This window comes from Flavihumibacter sp. CACIAM 22H1 (assembly GCF_001601815.1).
GTDB lineage: Bacteria > Bacteroidota > Bacteroidia > Chitinophagales > Chitinophagaceae > Flavihumibacter.
In genome coordinates this window covers 5,022-11,036 of the sequence record NZ_LUKG01000106.1, presented here as the reverse complement: position 1 = coordinate 11,036, position 6,015 = coordinate 5,022, and the positions used below count along the sequence as shown (strand labels likewise).

Here is a 6,015-nt window from a genome sequence, read left to right as displayed (position 1 = left end):
GGACGTTGTAAACGAAGCATTGAATGAAGATGGCAGCCTGCGTAATTCAGTATTTCTTGATAAGTTAGGCCCCGGTTATATAGTAGCTGCTTTTCGACTGGCTGAAAAAGCATCGCCCAATACAGAATTGTACTATAATGACTACAATATTGAACAGCCACTGAAAAGAAACGGCTGCCTGGAACTGGTAAAAAAAATACAAGAGGCCGGCGTGCGGATCGATGGTGTTGGCATCCAGGGGCATTGGCAACTCGGAAAAATCCCTTTCGCCGCTATCGAAGAAAGCATAATAGCCTATCATTCCCTTGGATTAAAAGTACTGATTACAGAATTAGACATTGATGTATTACCCGGAAACTACCAGGGAGCAGACTTAACCCTGCAACAAGCGGCAGCAGATTCCAGCTTAAATCCTTATGCAAAAGAAATTCCAGATAGCATCCTGGTTAAACAGGCAAAAGATTATGAAAAGTTGTTTCAATTATTGTTAAAACATAAGGATAAAATAGCAAGAGTAACTTTCTGGGGAGTTGAGGACGGGTCGTCCTGGTTGAACGGATGGCCGATGAGGGGCAGAACTAATTTCCCCCTTCTTTTTGATCGGCAATTATTGCCCAAGCCAGCCTACCATGCGGTAATGGGATTAAAGCAACTCCCTACCTATGAACCGTTCAATTAAGCAGCAGAAAACATTGCCTGAACTATATTTTTATGCCAGTTAAAAAGCTGAAACAAAAAGCAATTTCATCCCCCCTGGTAACTCATATCTATACAGCCGACCCTTCGGCACACGTGTTTCAGGAGCAGATCTATATCTATTCTTCGCATGATATAGACTCGACCATTCCGGAGGACAATTTGGGCAGCCAGTTTGCCATGCAGGACTATCATGTATTATCGATGGAAACACCCGGTGCAACGGTAATCGATCATGGCATAGCCTTGTCTTTACAAGACATTCCCTGGGCAAAAAAGCAATTATGGGCGCCCGATGCAACAGAAAAAGAAGGGTTGTATTATTTGTTTTTCCCAGCCAAAGACGCACTGGATATTTTTCGCATAGGCGTTGCTGTAAGCTGTTCTCCAGCAGGCCCGTTTAAAGCGCATGCACAGCCGATTACCGGAAGTTTTTCGGTTGATCCGGCAGTTTTCAAAGATCGGGATGGGGTTTACTACCTGTATTTTGGTGGAATCTGGGGCGGACAGCTGCAGCACTGGCGAACCGGTCAGTTTGTAGCCGATAAAGAAGGTGCTTTTGCACAGCTTCCCGCAGATAATGAACCAGCCCTTTGCCCGAAAGTTGCAAAACTCAGCAACGACCTCCTCTCCTTTGCCGAATCGCCCCGCGACCTGCTTATTACAAATGAAAACGGTCAGCCGTTGTTGGAGGCAGACAAGGATCGGCGTTTCTTTGAAGCCGGTTGGATGCACTATTACGGTGGCCGCTATTATTTTTCCTATTCCACGGGTGAAACGCATTATATCTGTTATGCGATCGGAGATTCGCCCTATGGGCCGTTTACCTACGCAGGTCGTATTCTTGAACCAGTTATTGGCTGGACCACTCATCATTCCATTTGTTCATTCCAGGACCGTTGGTATTTGTTTTACCACGATAGCAGTTTAAGTAATGGAATTACCCATTTACGAACAATAAAGCTCACCGAATTACACCACGACAAAAACGGCTTGATAAAAACTATTTCACCTTATTCATTAAACGGGTAATACCCGGCCGGTAAATAATAAAACCAGTAACTTACCACCCAAATAGGGAAAGATTATGCGAATGACTGTTTTATGGAAAGCAGCGGCAATACTGCTGCCTGGAGTAATCATTAGCTCCTGTACCACCAACCGACCACCTGCTGCCACCATTCTCTCCAAAGAATTGGTAATAGAAAATCCACCCTTTTCCAGTTGCCATGCATCTACCATCCTTGAACTTCCTGAAAACAAACGAATGGTTGCCTGGTTTGGCGGACCACATGAATCGCATAAAGAAGTTGTAATCTACACGGCTACCCTGCAGGAAGGCAAATGGTCAGCTCCCCGTATTGTGGCAGATGGAATAATCAATGACACGGTCCGATACCCTACCTGGAACCCGGTTCTTTTTCGATCAACCAACAACCAGGTTGCTCTTTTTTATAAAGTAGGACCCAACCCACGTGAATGGTGGGGAGAATATAAAACCTCCAACGATAACGGAATAACCTGGTCGGCTGCCCATAAGTTACCGGATGGTTTTTTGGGCCCTATTAAAAATAAGCCCATCCAACTAAAAGACGGCACCATCCTACACCCTTCCAGTACCGAAAGCCTGGACGAAAAAACCTGGCATATTCACCTGGAAAAATCAGATGCCAATTTTCAAAACTGGAAAAAAATACTTATCAATAACGATAGTTTCGGAGTTATTCAACCAAGCATTCTTCACTACCCGAACGATCAGCTACAATTATTATCCAGAAGCCGTCAGAACTATATCATTCAATGCTGGTCGGGTGATCAGGGCAACACCTGGTCGGCCTTAAGCAAAACAAATTTACCCAACCCTAACTCCGGGTCAGATGCTGTTTCTTTGTCCAATGGCTGGCAATTACTGGTTTACAATCCACTACCCTCGGGAAAAGACTGGTGGAATGGAAGAAATAAGCTGAATGTAGCCCTATCCAAAGACGGGCAGAACTGGCAGGATTTAATTCAATTAGAAAATGAACCGGAGGGAGAATTCAGTTATCCGGCGGTTATCCAGGATCGTGAAGGAATCGTTCATATAACGTATACGTATAACAGAAAGAATATAAAATACCTTTCCCTGCAGCTAAAATAAAAGCCTCCTTCCCAAAAGGCAAGGAGGCGAGGTTTCACCTTCTGGTAAGTGAACCACTACTGCTTTAAACATGGCTGAATAAATATAGAGCAGATAAATACCTCTTGCAATAGTAGTTCTCCGAACCAGCGTAATTTTGAATTATAGCTACAAAAACTCTAAGAGTTTTCACATAATGGTACCGGCACAAAAAAACCGGTCAAAATCACCGGATAAAAAATTGTTGGACCTCATCTCCCGCTTTGAACTGATACAGTCCTGCTGGAAGGTCATTGACATATACCTTGGACTTTCCTGCTGCACAGTGCTTATGCAAAAGAGCTTTTCCATTTCGGGTATAGATAGTAATATCCACATCCTGCTGCAACTGAACATTTAAAATTCCATTAAGCACAGGATTGGGGTAAATACGGAGCGGATGTTTTTCCACAAATGCCACCTGGATTACTTTGGTAAAATGGTTTCTTCCATTTTGATTTACCAATATTACCCGGTAATAATTAGTACCATCAACTGGTGTGCTGTGGGTAAATTTATACGATTGAACAACGCCGCTTGTGCCAGCTGCCGCAACGGTACCAAGGGATGTCCAGCCAAGTCCGCCTTCACTATGCTGTACTATAAATTCTTTTGAATCGTATTCCGCAAAGGTTTCCCAGGCCAGTACTACAGAGTTTTTGTGTTGGGAACCGGTAAAACTTTTCCAATCGTCGGGAGCCTGTGCCAATACCTGTATACTGCTGAAGAGAAACAGTATATATATCCATACGGGTGTTCGGGGCGGTTTCTGCATAGTGGAACTTTAATTAACAGGCTAAAATAATTGCCCGGATCCTGTCCTGCAATAGTAGAAACACTTATTTTTCTCCCGAAAAGGCAATTCGAATTATTTCGACAAGGCTGTATAAGGACCGAAAACAGCTTTAATCCGGGCGGTTTCGTCTTTGTCTTCCAGGATTATCACATAGTAGCGATCTCCACCCGGTAATACACGCACCAGGATATGTCCTTGTTGGCTTTTGTAGGATCGATCAATCAACGGACCAATTACAAGGCGATTTGCTTCCAGCATATTGGTAGCAAAAAGGTCACGCGGTCCATCGTATAAATAAGGGCTTACCATTCTCACCAACACTTCATGGCCCGGATGATCAGCCGACCAACTCTGGCCAATCCAGACCCGGGGTTGAAGAGTCTTTACCTGGAATTCATTTACCGCATCCCGGTTGCCGTGATGATCCAGGGTGGCTACATCCACCCGACCGGTGACTTTTGCCATGGGCGTTTCCACATCTCGCCAAACAGGGTTCCCGTAAAACAACACCCCCGGGTTATCACCTCCGGTATAATATTTAAACGGACCATACTGTAGTAATAATGCAAGGCTCATACTGTTTTCATCGGGCCAGCTGAAAGGAAGCTCCGGATTGGCAGGCGGAAAATAAGCAACGGCGCTGCTATCCTGTCCGCTCCAGATCAATCCGTTTGCTTTCAGGTTTCGCACGCTGAACTGCGGGTAGGCAGCTGCGTTGTACTGTAGCCGAATCTGACGCAAGGAGCCGGCTTTTAAGGTAGCTGCCTGCATACCATTTTTCACCCCCTGTTCTACAAAACGAAAATAATTTTCCATGGTTCTGCGATAGGGGGTATCATTTTTACCAACCTGCTGGAGCCAGCGATTTTTATCAACGGGATAGGAGTAGGACGGGTAACCTCTGTCCAGTAACATGCGGATCGGAACCAGGGAAGCTACACCTGTTATGCCGGTTAGCCCTATAGCATCCTTTTTGCTGACCGGCATTTCGGGGTACCAGGCACCGAAATGATCATCATGAAAATGCGTGATGAGTGCATAATCCAGAACTGGTTTGGGAGCCGGATGAAATCGCTTTATATAGGCAGCAATCCACTCATAAGGTTTTTTACTATCATCAGGCAGCAATTGACTATTACGCGGTGTAAACGTACGGCCATCATGTATATCCATTTCACCAGCGTCTACCAGCATTGTAGTGCCATCCGGCAAAATATAAAAAGCGGCACTACCCCGCCCTGTATTGATATGATGCAAATCGAGATAACCTGCTTGCCAGTCGGGTAATACTGCACCTGGTTCAGCCACCTGGGCCAGCAGGCGGCTATTGGTACAGGATAACAAAAGCAATACCAAAACACCTTTATACATACCTGTTAAATTACAATTGAACAATGTTGCCAGACCTCACCGATTCATCACAGGCAAACGCAATCCGTAAACTATTCACGGCGTCTTCCATATGGTCGGTTAAATCCAGGTTTTCCGTAATGGCTTTCAGAAAATAGCGTTGCTCCCGGTTACAAAGTTCCTGGTGATCGGGCTCGTCTTCCAAATCCACCCATTTATCGGGCCGGGCAAACCGACCATCTGGTGTCAGCTCTCCTGCATGAATCCGTATTGACTCGGTTTTGGTATGCGAGGACACATCATCCGATTGTCCGGCAGCACTGGCTTGTTTTGCCACTATGGATACCGATCCCTTCGGGCCAATTACATCCTTTACAAAGAAGGCTGTTTCACTGATCATAGGCCCCCAGCCGGCTTCGTACCAGCCAACAGATCCGTCTTCAAAACGAATCTGCAACTGGCCATAGTTATAATTGTTTGCAGGAATATCTTCCGTTAAACGGGCACCAATAGCCGACACCTGCACCGGTTTAGACCGGGTCATCTGACACATTACATCAATGTAGTGGACCCCGCAATCCACAATTGGACTAAGGCTTTTCATCAGGTTACGGTGCACCTGCCACATAAGTCCATGACTCTGCTGATTCAGGTTCATCCGCATTACCAGTGGCTTACCCAACAGCTGCGCTTGTTCTATAAAGTAAATCCAGCTGGGATGATGCCGTAGTATATAACCTACCACTAATTTCCGCTTGGTTTCTATGGCTCTTGCCACTACCCGTTCAGCACCTTCCACAGTGTCGGCTACCGGTTTTTCCAGAAACACATGCGCTCCTGCTTCAAAAGCCATCATAGCGTATGCCTCGTGCGTATCGGGGTAGGTTGAAATACAAACCGCATCGGGTCTTGCTTGGGCAAGTGCAGTTTCATAGGAGTCGTAGAGGGGATAGCCACCTCCCAGTTGATTGTTCAATATTTTTTTACTGTCGCCGCGCGATACAATACCGCAGAT

6 protein-coding genes are annotated in these 6,015 nt (G+C 45.6%); 3 read left to right on the top strand and 3 right to left on the bottom strand.

The genetic code is table 11. The features are described 5' to 3' along the window. The 3 genes from A1D16_RS19715 to A1D16_RS19705 all read left to right on the top strand — a co-directional run. Positions 1 to 679, top strand: a 679-nt coding sequence (locus tag A1D16_RS19715) for an endo-1,4-beta-xylanase (protein WP_290712730.1), incomplete at its 5' end; no start/stop codon positions are given. A gap of 32 nt (positions 680 to 711) precedes the next feature. Then, positions 712 to 1,728, top strand: a complete 1,017-nt coding sequence (locus tag A1D16_RS19710) for a glycoside hydrolase family 43 protein (protein ID WP_290712728.1) — start codon at positions 712 to 714, stop codon at positions 1,726 to 1,728. 61 nt (positions 1,729 to 1,789) lie between these two features. Next, positions 1,790 to 2,836 (top strand): sialidase family protein, encoded by a 1,047-nt coding sequence (locus tag A1D16_RS19705; protein ID WP_290712726.1) that lies wholly within the window; start codon positions 1,790 to 1,792, stop codon positions 2,834 to 2,836. A 205-nt stretch (positions 2,837 to 3,041) separates the two neighbouring features. Here A1D16_RS19705 and A1D16_RS19700 read toward each other — a convergent pair whose 3' ends face one another. From A1D16_RS19700 to A1D16_RS19690, 3 genes are all read right to left on the bottom strand, one after another. Next, positions 3,042 to 3,629 carry a T9SS type A sorting domain-containing protein gene (locus tag A1D16_RS19700; protein ID WP_290712724.1) on the bottom strand — a complete coding sequence of 196 codons (588 nt, stop codon included), beginning with the start codon at positions 3,627 to 3,629 and terminating at the stop codon, positions 3,042 to 3,044. Positions 3,630 to 3,722: 93 nt separating this feature from the next. Further along, positions 3,723 to 5,021 carry a hypothetical protein gene (locus tag A1D16_RS19695; RefSeq protein ID WP_290712722.1) on the bottom strand — a complete coding sequence of 433 codons (1,299 nt, stop codon included), beginning with the start codon at positions 5,019 to 5,021 and terminating at the stop codon, positions 3,723 to 3,725. A 10-nt stretch (positions 5,022 to 5,031) separates the two neighbouring features. After that, positions 5,032 to 6,015, bottom strand: a 984-nt coding sequence (locus tag A1D16_RS19690) for a Gfo/Idh/MocA family oxidoreductase (RefSeq protein ID WP_290712720.1), incomplete at its 5' end; no start/stop codon positions are given.